Source organism: Flavobacterium ovatum (assembly GCF_040703125.1).
Classification (GTDB): domain Bacteria; phylum Bacteroidota; class Bacteroidia; order Flavobacteriales; family Flavobacteriaceae; genus Flavobacterium; species Flavobacterium ovatum.
In genome coordinates, this window is the sequence record NZ_CP160035.1 from 3864605 (window position 1) to 3887530 (window position 22926).

At 34.1% G+C, this 22926-nt stretch carries 17 protein-coding genes; 8 read left to right on the forward strand and 9 right to left on the reverse strand.

The annotated features are described in order from the left end of the window. Window positions 1-24 precede the first annotated feature (24 nt). From uvrA to ABZP37_RS15930, 3 genes are all read left to right on the forward strand, one after another. Window positions 25-2817, forward strand: a complete 2793-nt coding sequence (gene uvrA / locus ABZP37_RS15920; protein ID WP_366184084.1) for an excinuclease ABC subunit UvrA — start codon at window positions 25-27, stop codon at window positions 2815-2817. Further along, the gene (locus tag ABZP37_RS15925; protein ID WP_366184085.1) at window positions 2817-3464 is read left to right on the forward strand and encodes an HAD family hydrolase; all 648 of its coding nucleotides are present in this window, start codon (window positions 2817-2819) and stop codon (window positions 3462-3464) included. Before uvrA ends, ABZP37_RS15925 begins: the two co-directional genes overlap by 1 nt. A 390-nt stretch (window positions 3465-3854) precedes the next feature. Beyond that, a complete protein-coding gene (locus ABZP37_RS15930) occupies window positions 3855-5423 on the forward strand; it encodes a hypothetical protein (RefSeq protein ID WP_366184086.1) in 1569 nt (522 codons plus the stop codon). 106 nt (window positions 5424-5529) lie between these two features. Here the strand turns inward: ABZP37_RS15930 and ABZP37_RS15935 are convergent, their stop codons facing one another. Then, the gene (locus tag ABZP37_RS15935) at window positions 5530-6699 is read right to left on the reverse strand and encodes an IS4 family transposase (RefSeq protein ID WP_366184088.1); all 1170 of its coding nucleotides are present in this window, start codon (window positions 6697-6699) and stop codon (window positions 5530-5532) included. 178 nt (window positions 6700-6877) lie between these two features. On the opposite strand from ABZP37_RS15935, the gene ABZP37_RS15940 reads away from it, so the two are divergent. Beyond that, window positions 6878-8299, forward strand: coding sequence for an SDR family oxidoreductase (locus ABZP37_RS15940; RefSeq protein ID WP_366184090.1), 1422 nt, complete (start codon window positions 6878-6880; stop codon window positions 8297-8299). Between the two features lie 59 nt (window positions 8300-8358). Here ABZP37_RS15940 and ABZP37_RS15945 read toward each other — a convergent pair whose 3' ends face one another. The 4 genes from ABZP37_RS15945 to ABZP37_RS15960 are packed head-to-tail and all read right to left on the reverse strand — an operon-like array spanning window position 8359 to window position 13959. Beyond that, window positions 8359-9822 carry an oligosaccharide flippase family protein gene (locus ABZP37_RS15945; protein ID WP_366184092.1) on the reverse strand — a complete coding sequence of 488 codons (1464 nt, stop codon included), beginning with the start codon at window positions 9820-9822 and terminating at the stop codon, window positions 8359-8361. 37 nt (window positions 9823-9859) lie between these two features. After that, complete coding sequence (locus tag ABZP37_RS15950; RefSeq protein ID WP_366184094.1) at window positions 9860-11194, reverse strand: glycosyltransferase family 4 protein; 1335 nt, start codon at window positions 11192-11194, stop codon at window positions 9860-9862. Further along, on the reverse strand, window positions 11187-13628 hold the full coding sequence (locus ABZP37_RS15955; RefSeq protein ID WP_366184096.1) for a YfhO family protein: 2442 nt from the start codon (window positions 13626-13628) through the stop codon (window positions 11187-11189). Before ABZP37_RS15955 ends, ABZP37_RS15950 begins: the two co-directional genes overlap by 8 nt. 49 nt (window positions 13629-13677) lie before the next feature. Beyond that, window positions 13678-13959: a DUF4834 family protein gene (locus ABZP37_RS15960; RefSeq protein WP_366184098.1), complete on the reverse strand. Its 282-nt coding sequence runs from the start codon at window positions 13957-13959 to the stop codon at window positions 13678-13680. A gap of 125 nt (window positions 13960-14084) precedes the next feature. Between ABZP37_RS15960 and ABZP37_RS15965 the strand changes: the two genes are divergently transcribed. Together ABZP37_RS15965 and ABZP37_RS15970 are read left to right on the forward strand one after the other, a co-directional pair. Next, complete coding sequence (locus ABZP37_RS15965; protein ID WP_366184099.1) at window positions 14085-15017, forward strand: transporter; 933 nt, start codon at window positions 14085-14087, stop codon at window positions 15015-15017. A gap of 23 nt (window positions 15018-15040) precedes the next feature. Beyond that, window positions 15041-16159, forward strand: coding sequence for a GTP cyclohydrolase (locus ABZP37_RS15970; RefSeq protein ID WP_366184101.1), 1119 nt, complete (start codon window positions 15041-15043; stop codon window positions 16157-16159). A 91-nt stretch (window positions 16160-16250) separates the two neighbouring features. Here ABZP37_RS15970 and ABZP37_RS15975 read toward each other — a convergent pair whose 3' ends face one another. The 4 genes from ABZP37_RS15975 to ABZP37_RS15990 form a co-directional block, all read right to left on the reverse strand. Then, entirely contained in the window at window positions 16251-16721 is a 471-nt protein-coding gene (locus ABZP37_RS15975; RefSeq protein ID WP_366184103.1) for a hypothetical protein, read from the reverse strand. Window positions 16722-16840: 119 nt separating this feature from the next. Beyond that, window positions 16841-18103: a pyridoxal phosphate-dependent aminotransferase family protein gene (locus tag ABZP37_RS15980; RefSeq protein ID WP_366184105.1), complete on the reverse strand. Its 1263-nt coding sequence runs from the start codon at window positions 18101-18103 to the stop codon at window positions 16841-16843. Window positions 18104-19186: 1083 nt separating this feature from the next. Then, complete coding sequence (locus tag ABZP37_RS15985) at window positions 19187-19570, reverse strand: DUF3037 domain-containing protein (protein WP_366184107.1); 384 nt, start codon at window positions 19568-19570, stop codon at window positions 19187-19189. Beyond that, the gene (locus tag ABZP37_RS15990) at window positions 19548-20342 is read right to left on the reverse strand and encodes a HipA family kinase (RefSeq protein WP_366184109.1); all 795 of its coding nucleotides are present in this window, start codon (window positions 20340-20342) and stop codon (window positions 19548-19550) included. Before ABZP37_RS15990 ends, ABZP37_RS15985 begins: the two co-directional genes overlap by 23 nt. Before the next feature lie 194 nt (window positions 20343-20536). On the opposite strand from ABZP37_RS15990, the gene ABZP37_RS15995 reads away from it, so the two are divergent. Both ABZP37_RS15995 and ABZP37_RS16000 read left to right on the forward strand, forming a co-directional pair. Continuing rightward, complete coding sequence (locus ABZP37_RS15995; RefSeq protein ID WP_366184111.1) at window positions 20537-21319, forward strand: NYN domain-containing protein; 783 nt, start codon at window positions 20537-20539, stop codon at window positions 21317-21319. 31 nt (window positions 21320-21350) lie between these two features. Continuing rightward, on the forward strand, window positions 21351-22856 hold the full coding sequence (locus ABZP37_RS16000) for an FMN-binding glutamate synthase family protein (RefSeq protein WP_366184113.1): 1506 nt from the start codon (window positions 21351-21353) through the stop codon (window positions 22854-22856). Window positions 22857-22926: the final 70 nt, after the last annotated feature.

The window sequence follows — 22926 nt, forward strand, 5'->3', positions numbered from 1 at the left end:
CTTTTGTGAAAATTTCCTTTTTTTATGCAAGTTGACCTTTCTACATTAGACCCAAAGAAAAATATCATTATCAAAGGTGCTCAAGTACACAACCTTAAAAATGTTGATGTGGCCATTCCACGGAACAAATTGGTGGTGATTACAGGGCTTTCAGGTTCTGGGAAATCCAGTTTGGCTTTTGATACTTTGTATGCCGAAGGACAACGTCGTTATGTAGAAAGTCTGTCGTCTTATGCACGTCAATTTTTGGGACGATTAGACAAACCCAAAGTTGAATATATTAAAGGTATCGCACCTGCTATTGCCATTGAGCAAAAAGTAAACACGACAAATGCACGTTCTACCGTAGGAACCTCAACTGAAATTTACGATTATATCAAATTATTGTTTGCCCGTATTGGACGTACCTACTCTCCTGTTTCTGGGCTGGAAGTGAAGAAAAATACCGTGACCGATGTGGTCAATGCCGTAAAAAATTTTGAACCCAATAGCAAATGGTTACTCGTTGCTCCAATTTTTCTAGAAAAAAATCGAAAATTAGAAGATAAGCTAAATGCCTTGTTGCAACAAGGTTTTGCTCGTGTTTTGATTGATAACGAAATGGTGCGTTTGGACGAATTACCAGCTAAATTAGCCAAAAAAGAAATTCTACTGATTATTGATAGAATTGTTGTCAAGGACGAAGAAGAATTCTACAATCGACTATCTGACGCGGTGCAAACGGCATTTTTTGAAGGGAAAGGCTTTTGTTATTTACAAGAAGTGAAAACTAAAGAACGATTTAGTTATTCTAATAATTTCGAGCTAGATGGTATCCCATTTCTAGAACCTAATGTTCATTTATTCAGTTTCAATAACCCATACGGAGCTTGTCCTGTATGCGAAGGCTACGGAAACATCATCGGGATTGATGCTGATTTGGTTGTTCCTAATACTTCATTATCTGTTTACGAAAGTGCCATTTATCCTTGGAGAGGAGAAAGCATGAGTTGGTACAAAGATGAACTAGTCAAACACGCTTATAAATTTGATTTCCCGATTCACAAGCCTCATTTTGAACTTTCAAACGAACAAAAAGAACTGATTTGGACCGGAAATAGCTTTTTTCAAGGGCTAAACGATTTCTTTAAAGAATTAGAAGCCAAAAATTATAAAATCCAAAATCGTGTGATGCTTTCGCGTTACCGTGGCAAAACAAAATGTACGGCCTGCAAAGGGAAACGTTTAAGAGAAGAAGCCAATTATGTCAAAATAAACGGTAAAACAGTATCAGAGTTAGTGGATTTACCGATTAAGCATTTGGTTGCTTTTTTCGAAAAAATAGACCTTGATATTTACGAAAAACAAATCGCCAAACGATTACTTATCGAAATAAACAATCGCTTGTCCTTCTTGACCGAAGTAGGATTGAGTTACCTAACATTAAACCGAAATTCAGCTACCCTTTCCGGTGGAGAATCACAACGTATCAACTTGGCCACTTCATTAGGAAGTAGTTTAGTAGGTTCGATGTATATTTTGGATGAACCTAGTATTGGTTTACACCCAAAAGATTCGGAACGATTGATTAAGGTGTTGTTGTCTCTACGAGATTTGGGGAATACGGTTATTGTCGTAGAGCACGACGAGGATATTATGAAAGCCGCTGATATGATTATCGACATTGGTCCTGAAGCGGGAACTTTTGGTGGACATTTAGTGGCTCAAGGCACTTATGATGAAATATTAAAATCGACTTCACTTACGGCTAAATACCTCAACGGTGATTTAGCGATTGAAATTCCAAAAAAACGTCGTCCATTTAAGAATTTTATCGAAATTATTGGTGCTCGTGAAAATAATTTGCAAAATATTAATGTCAAATTCCCACTCGATGTTTTAACCGTGATTACGGGAGTTTCAGGAAGTGGAAAAAGTACGTTAGTAAAGAAAATTCTTTTTCCAGCGATGCAAAAGAAACTGGATAACGCAGGCGAAAAAGCAGGACAATTTACCGATATTACTGGTTCTTTTTCACATATCAAACATATTGAATACGTAGATCAAAACCCTATTGGACGGAGTTCCCGTTCCAATCCAGTGACCTATATCAAAGCGTATGATGATATTCGGGATTTGTATTCCAAGGAAAAGTTATCCAAATTAAGAGGGTATTTGCCTAAACATTTCTCTTTTAACGTAGATGCTGGTCGTTGTGAAACTTGTAGCGGTGAAGGTTCGATTAATGTCGAAATGGTTTTTATGGCCGATGTACAATTGCCATGTGAAACATGCAGTGGAAAACGTTTTAAGAAAGAGGTCTTAGAAGTGCAATTTGAAGGTAAGAACATTCATGATATTTTGACCCTAACAATCGACGATGCAGTTGCTTTTTTTGAAAAAAACAAACAAGCAAAAATCACTCAAAAACTAAAACCACTTCAAGATGTGGGATTAGGTTATGTGCAATTAGGACAATCCTCTTCTACTTTATCTGGTGGTGAAGCTCAACGAATCAAACTCGCTTCTTTCTTGGTTAAAGGCGCCACAAAAGAGAAAGCACTATTCGTGTTTGACGAACCTACAACAGGTCTGCATTTTCATGATATTAAGAAACTCATGGCTTCTTTTGATGCCTTAATCGAAAAAGGACATTCGATTTTAGTGATTGAACATAACCTCGACCTAATCAAATGTGCCGATTATATTATTGATTTAGGCCCTGAAGGTGGTGAAAACGGTGGTCAATTATTGGCTGAAGGAACTCCAGAAGAAATCATAAAAAATAAAAAATCAGTCACTGCAAAGTATTTGAAAGAAAAATTAATATCGAAATAATGAACTACAAAGCAGTAATTTTTGACTTGGACGGAACCTTAGTTAATTCTCTAGAAGATATCGGTAATGCGGCCAACATCGTATTAAAAAATAGTAATTACCCTACCCATGATTACGAGGCTTATAATTTTTTCATTGGCAGTGGACTAAGAACTACCGTTGCTAGAGCACTGCCCGAACTTGCCAAAAATGAGGCCGAGATTGATCGTTGCTATAACGAAATGATGGCTATTTATAGTCGTGATTGCACGCTGTCAACAAAGCCATTTGACGGAATTACTCAAATGCTTGACCAATTGAAAGCCCGCGGTTTAAAGTTGGCAGTGCTTTCAAATAAATCAGATGATTTGACAAAAAAAATTGCAACTGCTATATTCCCGAACTACTTTGAAATTATTCAAGGACTAAGCGTAGAAGAATTTAAAAAACCAAACCCAACAGTAGCCTTACAAATGGCTGAAAAACTGGGTGCTCATCCAAACGAAGTTGTGTATGTTGGCGATAGCGGAGTTGATATGGAAACGGCGGTCAATGCACAATTCTATGCCGTGGGAGTGCTTTGGGGATTTAGACCTAAAGAAGAATTAGTGGCGACTGGAGCGCAATCACTGATTGAACATCCACAAGAATTAATGAAGTTGTTCTAATCCTATAGTACCTTAAAAACATTTATTTTTTTCTAACTAAACCTCGTTACTCTTATAGTGCAGGGATTTGTTGTACTAGGAACTGACAGTCTGGATGGATCAATTGCGAATAAAACTGCCATTGATTAAATTCTTCAAAATCATCTTAATCTAGCAACAAACTCTTTGAGGTGCAACCGAAATCCAAATAGAGTCCCTAGTCTATAACTCTATTGGAGTTCAACAAAGTACTTTTTACCACTTACTACTTTAGCTACAAAATATCTTTCAAAAAACTACAAAATTGGTTCATCACTACAAATCAAAATAATATTTATTTTTTTAATAAAGAAAAAAGAATACTTTAGTACGAATAATCATAAAATATTTTAATTCATCATTTCCTTTATTATGAAAAAATGGTTTGTTTTAAGCTTTTCACTACTCTTCGCTACTCATCTTCAATCACAAGTCCTTCTTGAAAATCAAGATGTAGAAGAAATAAAAGAAGAAGAAAATAATTCTTCATTTTATACCGCCGGAGAATTATCAAAATTTAAAGTTATCGATATCCAAGGAACACCATTACTTTCTAAAAAAACCAGCCATATAGAATCTTTTTATCCTACGGGAGAAAAAAAAACAGATTGTTCTTATAAAAATGGTGTTTTAGATGGTATTTCAAGACAATTTTATAAAAGTGGAAAAACAGAAGTAGAATGGGTTAACAAAAATGGCGTTTTATTAAGTAACACTGGTTTTTATGAAAGTGGTGAATTAAAATATGATAGTAAGTACGTAAATGGTATCACCGATGGTTTTTCTAATCAATACTACGTAAATGGTCAAATAGAGATGGAACGCCTTTTCGAAAAAGGCAAACAAGTAAATGCAATTAGCTATTATGATACAGGGGAGAAGAAAAATGAATACTTGTTTGAAAATGGAAAAAAAAATGGCCTAACAAGAAAATATTATAAAAGCGGAAAAATCGAACAAGAATGGCTCTATGAAAATGATTTGATTGTAAATTTCAAAGCATATTATGAAACTGGAGAAAAGAAAACTGAATACTTCTACAAAAACGGACGTGTTAACGGAATTGCAAAACAATATAACCAAACCGGAAAAACAACCTACAATTCAATCTATGACAATGGTATACTAATTTCCACAAATGGTTTTTACGATACTGGTGAAATTAAAATCCAACATCCATATAGCGAGGGAAAAAGACACGGCACCAGTAAGCAATTTTATAAAAATGGAAAAAAAGAATATGAGTGGACCTATGAAAATGGAATTTTAATTTCTGGAATAGGCCTTTATGATACTGGTGAAAAAAGAATTCAGCATGCATATACTGACGGAAAAAGAAATGGAAGCAGTAAGCAATATTATAAAAGTGGAAAATTAGAATATGATTGGATGTACCAAACCGGCATAATAGTCGGGTTAAAAACTTATTATGAAACAGGAGAACTAAAATGCAAATACCCCTATCAAAATGGTATAAAAGAAGGTGTTGCTGAACAGTATTATAAAAATGGGAAACTAGAATTAGAGAAAAACTATTCTAAAGGAAAATTAGAAAGAACCATCGGTTTTTATGAAACTGGAGAAAAAAAGCTAGAATCTAATAATGAGGAAGGAATCGGCAAACGTTTTAGTAAAAGCGGTCGATTAGAAAGCGAATTATTTATTGTAGATGCTCAAACTCAAATTGTAAAATCATACTACGAAAATGGGAAAGTAAATTATTTACATAATTTAGAAGACCATAAAAAAAACGGACTATCGTATAAATATTATCGAAACGGAAAAAAAGAAACGGATTTACTTTATGAAAAAGGAGTTTTACTACGTTCAACTGATTTTTACGAAACAGGTCAAAAAAGTTCTCAAAAAATATATAAAAACAATAAATTAATTGATGTTACATTTTTCTATCAAAATGGAACAAAAATCATGACGAAATAACAAGATAACATTACTTATTAGCTTCAAATCAATCCTGTCCTAAATAAAATTGAAGCATACTAAAGCCGACCATTTCATTGAGTTTAGGTAATGAAATCGTAGTTTTTTAAAACAGAACCCCTTGTATGTAATCAGGAGGAGGTTCTATATGCTCTTCAAATGGTTTATCTAACCATTTTTGCAAGTCAATTTTAACAAAAAGATTCAATCTGATGAAAGCTACTAGATTGGACAAGTACCAATCAAATTTTGATTGTGCTTTTAAAGCTTTTAGAATTAAAATGGTAATCAAAGCTGTCCATATTTGAATCATAACTGCATTTTCAGATGTTCCTATAAATGATTTGATATGCAGTAACTGTTTAATGTCTCTAAAAAAGATTTCCACTTGCCATCTACTCTTGTATAATTCACCAATAGTATTGGGGGACCAATGAAATTGATTAGTAATCAGCTCGATTACTTGTCCATTTTCATCATTCCATACAGATACTCTTCTTAACTTATTTGGGGCTTTTAATTTTGAAGGGGCTTTTTTTAATTCGATAATTTCATCTTTGATAATATGGTGATGACGATTTTCGGGTAACTCATTTTCTTTGACTGTTGTGAATTGCAAATTTTCCTTATGTCTAATTACAAAAAACACCTCATTGCTGTCCCAAATATTTAATAGTGAGAAATCATTATAAAATCTATCAGCAACAATCACACTGCCCTTTAATAGAAGAATCTCGTAAGCCCCTTTGTTATCTGTCGTTTTACCATTAGTGATGTTAATATAAGCTGGGAGATTACCATCAAAATCAAGTAGTGTGTGCATTTTTACAGCTCCTTTGGCTCTCTTATATTTTGCCCAATCAAACAAACTTAGACACAAACTTATTGTAGTTGAATCTAGTAAAAAAATCTTTGACTTAATTCTAAATTTAACTTGCTTAAATCTAGGATGCTGTCCTAAACTTTGCAGCAGTTCAAAATAATAATCTCTAAAAAGTTCGTGAGAGCGATTTTTGTTTTGATAACTTATCGAAGACTTTGATGGAGCTTTATTTATTCCAAGATGATTTAGGTTCCCTGATGCCGATCGAAGTCCATTGCTAATATCTCGAACAGACTGACTCTTTGCAAATTGACAAAAAAGCATGGAAACTAAGTGATTCCAGCTGTTGAATCCTTTATTATGCTTGTCTGTTTCTTTCTTGGAAACTATTTTATTGAATTTCGAACGGTCTAACTTTGAGATTATTTGAGAAAACAGCGTTATATTTGCCATAAGAGGGCGGGTTTTTGTTGTGCAACTCAAAGATAATTTGAGGTACAAAATTCAACCCTCTTTTTTGTACTTATTTTTTAAACGTTTAGGACGCTATTGATATTTTATCTAGAAAAACCCATTTCCTGCTCTTGATTGCTTAAATTTATAAGTCTCACTATTCTAAATGCAATAATCTATGAAGATACTACTAACTGGAGCCACGGGATACATTGGAAAAAGAATATTACCCACATTGATTGAAGCAGGTCATGAAGTGGTTTGCTGTGTGCGTGACACTAAAAGGTTTCATCCTCCAACTTCTATTCAGGATAAAATTACTATTATAGAAATCGACCTTTTAGACAAAAAATCATTAGAACGAATTCCAACAGACATAGATGGAGCTTATTATCTAGTACATTCTATGGCTGCTTCTTCAGATTATGAAGAAATGGAGCAGGAATCAGCAATCAACTTCCGCAATGCTTTAGCCAATACTAATGTTCAACATTTGGTTTATTTGAGTGGTATTGTAAACGAATCCGAATTGTCTTCTCATTTAACTTCTCGAAAAAATGTGGAGGAATTACTTTCTAAAGGAAATTATCATTTTACCGCTTTACGAGCAGGTATAATTATTGGTTCTGGAAGTGCTTCATTTGAAATTATCCGTGATTTGGTAGAAAAACTTCCAATAATGATTGCTCCAAAATGGTTAAAAACTAAATGCCAACCCATTGGTGTAACTGATGTAATCTCATTTTTGACCCAAACTATATTCCATCCTAAAACCTTCGACAAAAATTTTGATATCGGTGGACCTGATATTCTTACGTACAAAGAGATGTTATTGGAATTTGCCCATGTTCGCCATTTAAAACGAACTATTATAATTGTCCCTGTAATGACGCCTAAGCTTTCGTCCTATTGGCTGTATTTTGTAACCTCTACAACTTATAAATTAGCTGCCGCCTTAGTGGATAGTATGAAAGTGGAAGTAATTTGCCGAAATCACGACCTCAATACCATTTTAGAAATAAAACCACTTGGCTATCGAGAATCTTTAGAGAAAGCATTCCTTAAAATTGATAGCAACTCCATTGTTTCTAGTTGGAAAGATGCTTATATCAGTAGTGGAATTAACATTACAATTTCCGATTTCATCAATGTTCCTTCTCATGGATGTTTTATAGATAACCGAGAAAAAGTAATTAAAAACAGAGACGCCTGCATTGAAAAGATCTGGAGTATCGGCGGCACAAACGGCTGGTATTATGGTAATTGGCTCTGGAAATCAAGAGGTTTTATGGATAAATTAGTTGGAGGTGTAGGACTGCGCCGTGGTCGTACCAATAAAAACTCACTCAATGTAGGAGATGCATTGGACTTTTGGCGAATATTATATGCCAATAAGACTGAAGGTCGACTATTGCTATATGCCGAAATGAAATTACCTGGTGAAGCTTGGCTTGAATTCAAAATCAAAGAAAACAAACTGGTTCAAACAGCTACTTTCAGACCTTTAGGACTGTTGGGAAGATTGTATTGGTACGCTGTTCTTCCCTTTCATGGATTTATTTTCAAAGGCATGCTCGATGCACTTACAGAAGACGTTTAAATACTATGTAAGATCCTTAATTACAGGATATTACAAAAAAAAACTTAATCCAATAACTACTATTTTTTGATTTTTTTCAAAAGTCCATCAATCACCCCATTAATTTCGGGTGAAATGGTGAATTTATAGTTAAGATAAAGATAAACCACGGTTACAATCATAGATTTCAATGCAATTGCAATCAATGGATACATTGGGAATTCCCAAAAATAAAACGCCATAAAAACCATTGTTGTTAATACAATTGAATAAATAGTTTGTTTTGTAAAAGGATACAAATGCATGCGTTTGACCACAAATAATAATTTAGCCAAACTATATAACGTAATTGATAATAAGGTCGCAAAAGCAGATCCAATGATCCCATAACGTGGAATAAAAAACATATTAAGTGCTATTGTCAAGAATACTAAGAGCAATCCTAAAAACAACACCATGCGGTAATATTTAGAATTGAAAATAATAGCATTATTATTCCCTAAAATCAAATCAAAATACTTAGAAAGTCCAATCATAAATACTACGATTATACCTCCACTATATTCTTTAGGTACCAACTCATATAGTTGATCGATATTGACAAAAATGCATAGCATCACAAAACCACCAACTACCTGAAGGTTTATCGACGTTTTTTTATACAAATCATTTAACTGATCATGTTTGTCTTCGTGCATTAATTTGGCCGTAATGGGATATACAATTTGGTGCATCGCACGGCTAGGAACTGAGATAACTAAAGCAATATAAGTCGCGACAGAGTAATAAGCAATGTTATCAATCAGCATGTATTGATTCAACATAATTTTGTCTCCATCCAAAAGTAGATTAGCCACACTCCCCGACAGAATAATATAAAACGTATATTCTAAAATTTCTTTTACATTTTGAGGAATAGAAAACTGAAAATTAGGCTGTTTGATTCGGAAGGCATACCACATGGTTACAATTAGTGCAAGAAAATAAATAGCACCTGTAATATAAACAAAGTCAACCACCGTCAACCAATTAAAATAAACGCCAATCAATGCTAAAAGCGAAAAAATACGCAAACCTACTTCTTTGATAAAATTCCCAAAAACCGAATGCATATGCACTCTTGCCCAAGCATAAAAAATTTCGAAATAAGCCATACAAAGACCTATAAATGGAATTAACCAGATGAATTCTTTGACTACTGGATTTTTCTTGGAAACAAAATAAATAATATCATCATAATAATACAAGCCTATTAGCCCTAGTGGAATACATAATAGTATGGGGAATAAAACAGTAAAGGACAAAAATCGTTCTCTCTCTTCTTCTGTTTTATATTGTGAATAATATTTAACAAGGGTGTTTTGCATCCCAATGGCAAATAACGGCATAATCACATTCGCCGCCGAAAGAATATAATTAGCAACAGCATAATAAGTAGCACCCAGAAAAACCGGGTACAAATACAAAGTATTAATAGCGCCTACACCAAAACCTAAATAGGTAATTACAGTGTTCTTTAATGATTGATTTAATACTATTCCCATTCTTTATTGTTACGAGACACGAAACTATCTCTTTATATTATTGATTTAGAATTGCAACCAAATCCTTGGTTAGATTCTTCCTAGAATACTTTTGTAATCCAATACCGTGTGATTGTAGCTTCCCTTCTAAAAACTGATTATAATAGGCTGAAATTTGGTTTTTCAACTTTTCTTTTTCGGTATAGGTAAAGAATACTCCAGTATTAGTTCCGGTAATAATTTCTGAAAAATCAGAATCATGAGGGCCTATTGCAAGTATCGGACGATTAGAAACCATGTACTCAAACAATTTTCCTGGAATAATACTTTTGGTATCTTCTGAGTCAATTTCGACGAGCAACAAAACTTGTGATTTTTTTTGATGAGCAATTGCTTCTTCATGAGAAACATAGCCTAAATTATTCAAATAATTATTCAATCCAAATTGCGAAATGGTTTCCAAAACTTCTTGACTAACCGCACCAATCAACTTGATTTCAAGGTTCTCTTTAAAACTTGAAATTTCTGTAATCAGTTCCACCAAACTTTCCCATAAAATAGCTGGATTCCTTTCTGATAAAAAAGAACCAATGTGCGCCAAACTAAATTTGTTATCTAAAACTTGATTCCCAACTGGTTCCACATCATAGCCATTTGTAATTACTTGAATTGGTTTTGAAGTAATGGCTTGAAATTCGATTTTAGTCGTTTTACTGGTTACAATAATTGTATCGGCCGAGTTCAAAACTTTATATTCTAATTTTTTGTGCTTATTTGCAGCAAAATCAGACAATCGTAGGGATTTATGATATCCTATGGTTGTCCAAGGATCACGGAAATCAGCAAACCATTTTACGCTTAATTTTTGCTTCAAAGCCAAACCTATTAAATGCAAACTATGTGGTGGCCCCGAAGTGATTATTATATCAATATTATTTTCCTGAATATATTTTTCTAAATAAGCCACAGAAGGTTTAACCCAATATTTACGAGCATCAGGAATGAAAAGATTCCCGCGAATCCAAAGAAATACTTTATCTAAAGTACTTTGTTTCTTCTTATTAGGAATAATTCCCGAACTGATCTTTTTGGTTTTGTTTTTAGAAAAAAAAGAAGCCAATTGATAAGGTTCAAAAATAGGTTGTTTTAAGACTATAGCCTTTTCTGAAACTTCGTTAACTAACTTTTGGTCAACAATAGGATACGTTGGGTTTTCAGGAACATACACAACAGGCTGTATTCCAAATTCCGGTAAATACTTCACAAACTTTAACCAACGTTGTACGCCTGGTCCTCCCGCTGGTGGCCAATAATAAGTAATGATAAGTACCTTTTTAAGTCCATTATCCTCCAAAATTATTTTATCCAAAGAGGTGTTTTCCATCTTATTCATTTCCCTCTTTCGGAGTTATGAGTCGTTTTCGTTCCAAATAAATTCCGCCAATCAATAACCCAAAAATAAACACATAACTAATTAAGGTAATAACACTTCCTGTTTTGATGACTTGCGGCTCAAATTTAAATTCGATAGTATGTTTTCCTGGTGGAACCATCATTGCTCTAAGCACATAATTCACTGGAAAATGCTCGGTTAATTCACCATCAACATATGCATTCCAGCCTTTTTCATAATATATTTCAGAGAAAACAGCTAAACCTTCTTTTTTTGTATCCGTAGTATATTTTAAATAATTGGGTTTATAGATATTCAATTGAATAGTTCCCGTGGTATCCAAATTTCTTTTTAAACGAGCATTTTTAAATTTATCCCCGTAGATTTGAATATTAAAAATAGCAGCCGATTTGGTGTTAAACTTCTCTAATGATTTCATTTCGTCATTTGCTTTATTCACTAGTATCACATCGTGAACAAACCAGGCGTTTCCATTGGCATTAGGGTTAATCGTTGGAAATTCCTTCCCTTCTTTATCGGTTTGAATAATGTATTTTACATTCAACATATCCAAAACCTCCATATTATTTTTGGAAATTTGGTAGTCAAATAATTGCTGTACCCTTCTTGGTTTAGCAGCATGATACCCGCCAATCGATTTATGAAAATAGGACGCTCTAGCGCTAGAGAAATTCCCATTAACTTCAAACACTCTGAAGTGTGTAGTATCTTTTAGAATTTCAGTATCCGAAGGCGTTTCTTGAAAAGGAACAGCCACTTCTCTACCGCTAACGAAATCATTTCCATCGACATATCTTTTGTCTACAAAAAACAAATCAGAGACCATAAATAGACCTACTAAAATAATAGCGGTATTTTGAGCTAATTTGTTTTTGATAAAGAACCACAAAACAGCTGAAACTGCCACGATAAAGAAACCTGAACGCAATAAATCAGCACTATACATACTCATTCTGTCCGCTTTTAAGGCATCCACAAATTCGGGTCCATAAGATTGCATAAAATAAGCATCGCTACCTCCTGAAAAATGGAACATCTCTTTGCATAAAAACAAAATAACAACAAGGCCTAATGACAAAGCTCCCGCCTTAATCAATGCTTTTTGTTGTTCCGGTTTTTCCAAACCAAAAAACGATTGTAATCCCATAATAGCTAAAACAGGAAAACACAATTCTAAAATTACTTGAATAGAAGATACGGCTCTAAATTTATTGTACATAGGTACAAAGTCAATAAAAAAGTCCGTTAAAAGGGGGAAGTTTTTACCCCAAGAAAGTATCAAAGCTACTATAGCTCCAGAGAGGAAAACGTATTTAATTTTTCGTTCATCAATAAATAAAGCTAAAATAGCCAAAAAGAAAACCACTATTCCAATATATGCTGGAGCAGCCACAATCGGTTGATCTCCCCAATAAGTAGGCATACCTGAAACAAAATCAGCTGCTTGATTTTCAGGAACTCCTTTAGAAAGCATAAAATCATACATCTTGCTAGATGTCCCTACGTTTTCATTATTAGAACCTCCAAAAAGGCGTGGTGCAATCAAGTTAAAACTTTCTGACAAACCATAACTGTATTCTGTAATGTATTCTCTTGTAAGTGCACTTGAACCTGTATGAGCTGAACCGTCAGGATTGTACGTCAATTCGCTTTTTCCTCTAGTACTAAAACTTGCATATTCAGCTGTAGCTAACAAATTCGTGGCATTAGCCCCAATTCCTAAAACACCTGCAATTAACAATATTCCAAAGGATTGAAACAAGGTATTGGTTTCTTTATTTTTAATAGCCTGATAAGTAAAATAGCCTGACAATATCAGTAAGAAAATTAGAAGATAATAGGTCATTTGGAAGTGATTCGCATTAATTTCTAATGCGGTCGCAAACAAAGTAAGCAATCCACCAACAATATATTTATGACGGTAAACCAATAAAACCCCAGCAATAACTAGCGGCATATAGCCTATTGCATGTGCTTTAGCATTGTGTCCAACGCCCAAAATAATAATCAGGTAAGTTGAAAAACCAAAAGCTATGGATCCTATAAAAGCTTTTAACGGGTCTATTTTTAAAACTAATAACAAGCCATAAAAACCTAAAAAGTATAGAAATAAATAATCCGCAGGACGCGGTAAAAAACGAATTGCATCGTCAAGAGCTCCTATGTAGTCATGGGGGTATTTAGCCCCTAATTGATAGGTAGGCATCCCACCAAAAGCTGCGTCAGTCCAATAAGGTTCATGATGTTCTATTGCTCTAAAATCATTTTGCTCCTTGGCCATACCAGTATATTGAGCAATATCCGATTGAAAAATTTGTTTGCCTTGTAAAACAGGGTAAAAGTAAATGAGTGAAACAAGGACAAAACCAAAAACAGCAAGAGCGTGAGGGTAAAACTTATTAATAACTTTCAATTTTTAAGCGTTTTATAAAGGGTTAAATAGGACGTATTTGAGAGCAAATTTAATCTATTTCTTCATAATCCACATAATCCCCTACTTTTTTAGTTTCTTTAGGTTTTTTTGAGTCAGTAGGTTGATAGTAAATATCGCCACTAGATTGTGTTTTATTCCAAGAAGAGTCCTGCGCTTTTTGTTGGTTTTGTTCAAAGTTAGCACCTGCTTTTTCTACTACTTTTTTTAATACTAAAGGCAAAAATAATTTTACCAAAAATTTAAAAACATAGTAAAAAGCTATTATATAAAATAGTGTTCTTATAAAACCTATAAAAGAAGCTGTTTCCATAATCGATTATTTTTTTACAAAATTAACAAATCCTACGGTCAAAATTAAACTATGATTCTTAAATTAATAATAAAATATAGTACATTTGAAAAGCACAACGCTTGTAAATCCTAAAAAACAACATTATGTACCATTTCAAAACTGCAATCCTGATTGCTTTTCTACTGGCTCCATTTGTTCAGTACGCACAACATACTGATGAAATAAACTCCAATAGACCGGGTGAAACCATGTCCGCTTTTGCTGTTGGGAAGTCTGTCTTTCAAGTAGAATCTGGAATTTTCGGTATAAAAGAAAACCATAGTTTACTCAACTATGACACCAATGGTTTTGGACTAGACTTGACTTTTCGAATGGGTCTGTTTCACGAACAACTTGAATTCATTGCTGATTTACAATACCAATACCAAAATGTTGTAGATCATACCATTCAGTATAATAAATCTGCTTTAAAGCAAACTATTTTGGGAGCTAAGTTCTTAATTTATGATCCTTTCAAGGGGTATGATGAGAAAGTCAATGTATATAGCTGGAAAGCCAATCATTCTTTTAATTGGCACCAATTAATTCCGGCAGTCTCCCTTTTTGCAGGAGCCAATATTATATCTTCCAATAATCCCTATTATTTTTCACCTGATGCAGCCATTTCACCTAAAATAATGCTGATTACCCAAAACCATTTAGGAGACGGAAGATGGGTTTTAGTATCTAATATTATTTCTGATTATATTTTGACCGATTATCCTAGTTATGGTTATGTTTTAACGCTAACTAGAGGATTTAACGAAAAATGGTCGGGATTTATTGAAAATCAAGGCTACAAAAGCGACTTTTATAGTGACGCTATCGTACGTGGTGGAGCAGCTTATCTAGTTAATAAAAGCCTGCAAATCGATGCTTCCATAAGCAGCAGTTTAAAAACAACTCCTTCCATTTTATACGGCGGAATTGGTTTTTCTTGGAGATATGATGCCAACTATAAAGATGTTATAATTGATTTAGACAACGGCGATTCAAAAAAAGCAGTTCGAAAAGCAAAAAAAGTTAAGAAAGGATAATTCAAAATTTACTACATATACCAATGATTACCATACAAGAAGCAAAAACTAAAAAAGAATTAACCGCTTATATTAAATTTCCGTTTGAACTTTACAAAGACAATGATTTTTGGGTTCCGCCCATCATTGCAGACGAATTAGATACTTTTGACAAAACCACAAACCCCGCATTTGATAATGCCGAGGCTTATTTTTATGTGGCATATCAAAATAACAAAATAGTTGGTCGTATTGCAGCCATCATCAATTGGGAAGAAGTCAACAACCAACAAAAAAAGAAAGTCCGTTTTGGTTGGTTTGACGTCATTGATGATATCGAAATCACCAAAGCTTTACTCGAAAAGGTGTATGAACTCGGTCGCAAAAACGATCTAGAATACGCTGAAGGCCCAATGGGATTTTCTAACCTTGACAAAGTAGGCGTACTTACCGAAGGTTTTGACCAATTGGGAACCATGGTTACTTGGTACAATCACCCTTACTACCCTACTCATTTTGAAAAATTGGGCTACGTAATGGAAAAGGAATATATAGAAAGTAAATTCCCTTTCAAAAACGTAAAACTAGAGTATTTTGACAAAGCACAAGAATTAATCAAAAGAAGGTACCAACTCAAAGAGTTGAATTTTAAGAGAACCAAAGATGTCTTACCGTATGTCGATAAGATGTTTGATTTATTCAATGCTTCTTACGCTAATTTGTCTTCTTTTGTTCCCATCACTGATGTTCAAAAAGAATATTTCAAGAAAAAATACCTCAACTTCATTAATCCAGAATACATCAAATTTGTAGAAGATAAAGACCAGAATTTAGTAGCCTTTGCAATTGTGATGCCCAGCTTTTCTAAAGCTTTACAGAAAGCCAATGGTAAACTATTCCCTTTTGGATTTTATCATTTATTGAATGCGAGAAACAACAGTAAAGACGTGACTTTTTACTTGATTGGCGTACATCCAGATTATCAAAGTAAAGGAGCACACGCAATTATTTTCAAAGAATACCATACCACTTTTACAGAAAAAGGCATTCAAAACTGCATCCGAACTCCTGAATTAGCAGACAATCACGCCATTCACGCTATTTGGAAAAACTTCGACCCAAAAATCACTTGCCGAAGAAAAACCTTTAGAAAAGACCTTTAGAAAAGGTAGCAGTGTTCCGTTTTTAGCATTAAGTATAAAAAAATCCATTAGCAAAAGCTAATGGATTTTCTATTTACGTTTATTTTGAAAATTATTCTTTGCAATCAATTTTAGTGTAAATTACATTTCCGTCAAACTTAAGTTTGCTTTTATCTTTAAACGCTACTTTTCCGTTCATTTCTACAAAATCACCGTGACCTTCAACAAGCGTATTCGAATCTTTTTTAAGAAAAGCCAATTCTCTTATTGAAGTTTTCCCTTCGGACTGAAAAGTATAATCAGCAAAAATAGTATCGCCTTTTACATTTCCTAAAATAGTTCCAAAACTTTTATCTTTTTGAGCATAAGAATAATCTAATTCACCCGTAAATTCGTTTATGCTATTCACATCAACTGTTAGCGTAATGGTGTCTTTTTCTATTATAGCTTGGTAACATTCTTTGGTGGTTGTTTCCATGGGAGCTGCTACTACAGGAACAACTACATCCTCTTTTTTATTTTTCATACAAGAGGACAAAACAGCTATTATAATAACATTACAAAACAAGTATACAGTTTTCATAGTTCTTTTATTTATGATTTATATACTGGCAAAGTTATTTATAAACTACAAAAGCCATTCATACAATGAATGGCTTTTGTTATAAAATTCCCATTAAGAGAATCTAAGATCTTAGAATACTAAGCGTCTAAATCAACTTTAGTTTTGCTAGCAATCTCTTTATAAGTACCGTTTACTAATTTCTCACGAATCGCTTCAAAAGCAGTCAATGTTTCGTCAATATCAGACAAAGAGTGAGATGATGTTGGAATAACACGCAATAAGATAATTCCTTTTGGAATCACTGGATAGATTACAATCGAAAGAAAGATACCGTAGTTCTCTCTCAAATCATTCACCATTACCATTGCTTCAGGAACACTACCTTCAAGGTAAACTGGTGTAACACAAGTGTTAGTATCACCAATATTGAATCCTTTAGTTTTCAATCCGTTTTGCAAAGCATTTACGTTTTCCCAAAGTTTGTCTTTCAATTCTGGGTGGTTACGCAATAACTCCAAACGTTTCAAAGAACCGATTGTTTGAATCATTGGCAAAGCTTTTGCAAACATTTGCGAACGCAAATTGTATTTTAGGTAATCAATAATTTCTTTATCGGCAGCAACAAAAGCACCAATATTAGCCATCGATTTTGCAAACGTAGAGAAGTAAACATCAATTTCATCTTGAACACCTTGCTCCTCACCTGCTCCAGCACCTGTTTCACCAAGTGTACCAAAACCGTGTGCATCATCAACCAATAAACGGAAATTGTATTTTTGCTTCATCGCAACAATTTCTTTCAACTTTCCTTGTTGACCACGCATTCCAAAAACACCTTCCGTAATAAAAAGAATTCCACCACCTGTTTCCTTGGCTATTTTAGTAGCACGTTGCAAGTTTTTCTCCATACTTTCAATGTCATTGTGTTTGTATGTAAAACGTTTTCCGCTATGTAAACGAACCCCATCAATAATACAAGCATGACCATCAACATCATACACAATTACGTCATTTCTAGTCACCAAAGCGTCAATAATAGACACCATTCCTTGGTACCCAAAATTCAACAAATAAGCCGATTCTTTCATTACAAAAGCAGCCAATTCATTCTCCAATTGCTCATGATATTTAGTGTGACCACTCATCATACGAGCTCCCATTGGGGCAGCTGCACCATATTCCAAAGCTGCATCTGCATCCGCTTTACGAACTTCAGGATGATTTGCAAGACCTAAATAGTCATTCAAACTCCAGTTCAAAACCTCTTTCCCTTGAAACTTCATTCTCGGTCCTAAATCACCTTCTAATTTTGGAAATACAAAGTAACCCTCTGCTTGAGAAGCCCATTTTCCTAAAGGACCTTTATTGTTTTGAATTCTTTCGAATAAATCTTTTACCATAATATATCTAGTAATAATTTTAATTTTAAGCGTTTGCAAAAATAATTATTTATATTTTATAAAGGTATCCAAATCAAAATTATTTTTCAGGAGCTATTCCCAGCTATCCGCTCTATCTTTTATTATCCTGAATTTAGTTCAAAATCCTGAACTAAATTCAGGATAAAAAAGGATGCCACTCCTATCTGGGCTAGGGCTTTTTGGGGCTGAAAGATGAGTTGTTATAAAAAAGACCTCATAAAATAATTTTGAGTATTTATCAGCTGTACTTTACTAGTAACACAATTCAATGTATTAAGGAAAGGACTTAAAAACTCTAGAATTTTACAATTTTTTACTTAACAGTAATGACTTCACATCTGAACTTGGAAAAAAATCCATGTTAGCAGGTCGATTAGAAACTGAATTAATTAGTTATCTTATTCGGCAAAATGTTCGAAGAAATTTTTCATTCTCTTCTTAGGCACCCTTATTAAGATTGGGAGACGAAATAGCTTATTTTACAACAATCTGTAAATATCGTTTATGATGATTTACAAACAAAGGAATTAATTAACTCATAATTTATATGCTCTATTTGTAGATAAGATAAATAAAACTATTCTTCCTAATATATAATTTATTAGACACTGACTTAATTACACATTGTGATTATGCATATCAATTAAATACAAATCTGATCAATATAGCTAATATAATAAAAGTAAAAACTTGACTCGATCTAGTGCTTACTTCGTATCAATCTACCTGGTGCTCGCTTGCATCGAGTACCTGCTTACCTATAAAAAAAAGAGCATAAAACACAACTCATTTACAAATAAGTAATGATGTAGCTTGTGTGATTGCTTCGTTCCTCGCAAAGACTTTATCGATTTTGCTTGCATACAACTTATTATGAGTTTACATTTCTTACTATGGATTAAAAAAATCAGTTACAGAATTTCTTTTGTGACTTTGTAAGCAATCACAAGTTTTTGTACCTTTTGTGTTAAAAATATTCAGTGTATTTCCGTAAAAAAACTAACTCTACTTTTATTTACCAAACATATATATGCCTTAAATGTTTAAAACACTCAGGAATATCTACAAAACCAAATCATCAAACAATCGCTGAGCCGTTTGTTCCAAATCATCACATAAACCAGGATGTGGTCTTGATGTTTGAATTACAGAACTACGCAAAGCCGTCAACCAACGAAAGCGCGACGGAATATCCATCAAAGCAATTGGCCCACCATCTTTGGTTCCTTGTCCTACTTTTTCAAAGGCAAAAATATTTGCTTGAATTTGATCCACATCAGCTTCTGCAGATAAGGACAGAATTTTTTCAACAGGAACTTTGTGCAACACTTTTATAAATTTGGCTTTTTTACAAAAAAGAATAATCCCTACATTGAGGAATTCTTCGCGTTCTACCCTAGGCACAACCCGAATTACGGCGTACTCATATAAGTTTTTCTCTTGCATCTTGGGCTTCCTTAATAAAAATTTCTGAGTGTTTTAATCGGATCAATAAGAACTTTAAATATACAGCACGTAATTCCTCGGGGGTAGCATCTACATCTTCCCACTGCAACCATTCCAGCGGAATAAGGTTTACAATTTCTATCAATACTTCATCTGTCAATATTGCTTTGAAAGCAACATCAACTTCTGTCAATTGACTTGCTTGAGGCAGCAGTACATGATCTTTGATAAGTGCAAACGGACTCTGAGCATGTTTTTCCCAATTGGTCCAAGAATGATGAAAATACAAACAAGCCCCGTGATCGATCAACCACAATTCTTTATGCCAAATCAACATATTGGTATTGCGAAATGTGCGATCTACATTGGTTATAAAAGCATCTAACCAAACAATTTGAGAGGAAGCAACAGAATCAACTGTAGTGACTACAGGGTCAAAATTAATAGCACCTGATAAAAAATGTAAAGCAAGATTCATTCCCTGGCTACCTTGAAGTAAGTCCTGAATTTCTTCATCTCCTTCTGATCGTCCAAAAGCTTCATCAAGATTAGCATACACCAACTCGGGCATTCTAAGTTTTAAAGCACGCGCTATTTCGCCACCAATCAATTCGGCAATCAAGGCTTTCACACCATGACCAGCGCCTTTAAATTTGAGAACATATTTAAAATCATCATCGGCTTCTGCCAAAGCTGGCAAGGAACCGCCTTCCCGCAAAGGTGTGATGTACCGCGTTACATTTACGGTGCGAAGATTGAATTTGCTTTTCATATTCGGAATTTACTGAGCTACAAACTTACAAATAAGAAAGATGTTTTTTTAGACTTCTTTCTTCATTTTTTTACATTAAAAAATCATTATGATTGATGAAATGCAAAACAAAATCGCTGATTTACTAAGAAATAATTAACTTTTATACTAGAAAATATTCCTTTATCTTTGGTCAACATACTATAATTTAAACAATGTCACAAAACGTCCCAGAATTAAAACTAGCAGTACTTATTGATGCCGATAACGTTCCTTACAGCAATGTAAAAGGAATGATGGAAGAAATCACCAAATTTGGCACACCTACAACCAAACGTATTTATGCCGATTGGACTAAACCAAATGCCAATGGATGGAAAAGTGTTTTACTAGAACACGCCATCACCCCCATTCAGCAATACAGTTATACGGTGGGAAAAAACTCTTCGGATTCGGCAATGATTATCGATGCCATGGATTTATTGTATTCCGATAAAGTGGATGGTTTTTGTATTGTTTCTAGCGATAGTGATTTCACCAGATTGGCTATTAGATTAAGAGAATCCGGAATGAAAGTCATTGGAATTGGAGAGAAAAAAACACCTAATTCTTTCATTGTAGCCTGCGACAGGTTTATCTACATTGAAGTATTGGATGGCGCCATCAAAAAGAAAATAAAGAAACCAAGTACTACCACTAATACCACATCCGTTGGCACCAAAAAGCAAGCTCCTAAAACGTTAAATACAATTGACGTTCAGACCATCGACCTTATTGAAGATACGATTGAAGATATTGCAGATGATAGTGGCTGGGCATTTTTGGGCGATGTAGGGAATCTCATTGTGAAGAAAAAACCAGAATTCGACCCTAGAAATTATGGTTTTATAAAACTAACACCTATGCTTAAATCGCTAACCGATATTCTAGAAATAGACGAAAGAGACTCCGACAAAAAAGGAATTAAACACGTGTATGTACGACTAAAAATGAATTAAGTTTCGTTTACCACAAAATCCCACCTTAATCATGAGAAAGCAATTTTTTATTTACGGTACGATACTTTTCGTACTCACCGCTCTTGTTTATTATTATTTAAAACTTGGTTTTTTACTACTTATTTTATTACCCGTCATTCTGCTTATTGGTTGCTATAATACGTTCCAAAAAAAACATTCTATATTAAGAAACTTTCCTGTAATAGGTTATGCTCGATATTTGTTTGAAATGATTGCACCTGAAATTCAACAATACTTTATTGAACGTTCTACGGATGGAAAACCATTTTCTAGAAATCAACGTTCTCTAGTGTACCAAAGAGCCAAAAACATTGATGCAAATACTCCTTTTGGCACACAATTGGATTTAAACCAAAATAATTATGAGGGTATCAAACATTCCATTTTTCCAGCAAAAGTAAATACTGATTTGCCTCGCGTATGGGTTGGTGGTGCTGATTGTAAGCAACGCTATCATGCCTCTTTATTAAATATTTCGGCAATGAGCTTTGGTTCTTTGAGCGAAAATGCCATTTGTGCCCTAAATAAAGGAGCACATAAAGGACAGTTTTACCACAACACGGGAGAAGGTGGATTAACCGAATTTCATCTACAAGGAGGAGATGTTACTTGGCAAATTGGTACCGGTTATTTTGGATGTAGAACTCCTGAAGGTAATTTTGATGCTGAAAAATTCAAAGAAAAATCAAATTTACCTACTGTAAAAATGATTGAAATTAAATTATCTCAAGGGGCAAAACCAGGTCACGGTGGCGTATTACCCGCGGCTAAAAATACCGAGCAAATCGCTAAGATTAGAGGTGTATTACCACATACTACTATTTACTCACCACCTTCACATACCGCATTTACAGATGCAAAAGGACTGGTGTCATTTATAGCTGAACTACGAGAATTATCCAATGAAAAACCAATAGGCTTTAAATTATGTATTGGTAACCCGACAGAATTTGAAGATCTTTGCCATGAAATGATTGTAGCAGATTGCTTTCCCGACTTTATTACAGTAGACGGCGCCGAAGGCGGTACTGGAGCGGCTCCTCTCGAATTTTCTGACGGCGTAGGAATGCCTTTTGAACCTGCTTTAATTTTTGTCAATAGAACTTTAATCGATTTAAATATTCGAGAAAAAATTCGAATTATAGGCAGTGGAAAAATAATTTCAGGATACTCAATTTTACACGCTTTAGCTTTAGGAGCTGATATTTGTAACAGCGCTAGGGGCTTCTTGTTTTCTTTGGGTTGTATTCAGGCATTACGTTGCCATACCAACCAGTGTCCGACTGGAGTAGCGACTCAAGATAAAATGCTTATGAAAGGGCTTGTTATTACAGACAAATCCGAAAGAGTTTATCATTTTCATAAAAACACACTTCATGCCGCTAATGAACTACTAGCTGCAACTGGGAAAACCAGCTTTGATGATGTTGACATTAGTATCTTCATGCGTGGGGATGAATTTGCACATTTGTCTGATTTGTATTTCCCAAATAACTTAACGAAATATACAAACTAATAAAATTACCCGAATTAATTTTTTCTTACTTAGTTGAGATTTCAAAATGAAACTTCTCTTGATGGATAAT